The sequence below is a fragment of the Mesorhizobium sp. LEGMi-168a genome (assembly GCF_058312955.1).
The window spans coordinates 1-1,419 of record NZ_JBZEGV010000095.1 but is presented as its reverse complement, the minus strand read 5'-3'; the positions used below and the strand labels follow the sequence as shown (position 1 = coordinate 1,419).

The window sequence follows — 1,419 nt, the reverse complement described above, 5'->3', positions numbered from 1 at the left end:
CCCTTGATGATGCCGTTGGTTTCGAGAAAGGCCTCTTCGCACTGGGCGATGATGTCGACAATGGCATTGCCGATGCAAAGCACGTCATATTTCGGCATCAATGTCTCCGCCAACGAGCCACCGGCTTTCTGCCATGCCGGCCGGGCGGGGGTCTAGCCAGTTGGAATGAGCTTTCCGCTTGCCGATCCATTCAATGTCCGTCCTCACAGAGCGGCAAGTCCCGCCTCGTGCCTTATATCGGGCCGAAAATCTTACCTTCAATCTGAGATCGAACAGTTCAAAAATGAGGCGTTCGAGACGTTGCGGAAGCATACCACCACAAACGAATTTCGATCGCAAAGAGTCTATGAATTCCATTAAAAGATCTGTTGCAACCGAAACCAACGTGGATTTTGAGCACGTGCGGATCAGCAGTGAACTAGCACGCCTGATTGGCCGGGGGAGATCCGAGGGGGCTAATCGGCTGACATTGCCGCGCGAGCGGGCGGTCCCAAGCGCTTGTTCGACTGGTTTGCACCCGCCTTGTAGAACAGCCAGGCTACACGCTTGGGCAGCCCGACTGCATCAAGCAAATCAACATGCTGGGACACTATCAGGTGATTTCATCGGGTCGCCATGATCCCGTTCATTCTTTGGCGACCAGTGGCTTATCCCTTATAATTCTTTGAAGCGTCTGGTATGGCGCGATAGCAGGAACTCCCATGTTCCACATTGTGCTTTTTACCACTTTTGAGATACGTGCTCCTACCACGACATCAGGAATAGAGAATCGTGCGGGGATATTCAGTGAGGTACTCGAAGCCGGTCTCTGTGACGACAATTGAATCACCTATGCGGCCGCCAAGTTTTCCGTCGACTGTGATGCCACCGTCCACCGCGAAGGTCATGCCAGCTTGGAGCACGGTCTTGTCGCCGATCTTTAGTTCAGGCGCCTCGAGATAAGCCACACCAATTGATCGGCCTGTGCGATAAGCAGTCACGTAACCGGCTGCTGCATAGGCGTCGTTTGCAGCCATGGCTACGCTTTCCGCAGTGACGCCGGCGCGGATTGAGCGCAATGCGACCTGTTGGGCGTCAATCGCCGCCTGTTGCACTTTCACCGCCTCAGCGCTTGCTTCTTTGACAAAGAACATGCGATCGAACCCAAGTTTATATTGCTTGAACTGAGCCATGTTGCAAAAGCAAAAGTAAACTGGGTCGCCTTTTTCGAATCGCCTCATGTTTGACCGACGATGCACCATTGAGGTGTCTGCGCCCGACTGCATGATCTGCAGATTATGGATGAGGGGTGAGACAAATGCCTCCCATCCCCTCGGGGTAAGGAAGCCGGCGGCTTTACGGGTACCTGCTGCCATGACCGCGAGCGCAGATTCGTATTCCGGCGTGCCGACCTCGAGCGACTGATGTGCGGCAGCCATC

Annotated in this window: 1 protein-coding gene and 1 pseudogene; both read right to left on the bottom strand. The window is 54.5% G+C overall.

The window, feature by feature from the left end:
- Positions 1-98 (bottom strand): annotated as a pseudogene (locus AC4FWB_RS34085) (adenosine kinase); the annotation flags it as partial.
- 657 nt (positions 99-755) lie between these two features.
- On the bottom strand, positions 756-1,419 hold a 664-nt coding region (locus AC4FWB_RS34080), incomplete at its 5' end, for a M24 family metallopeptidase (protein WP_491030596.1).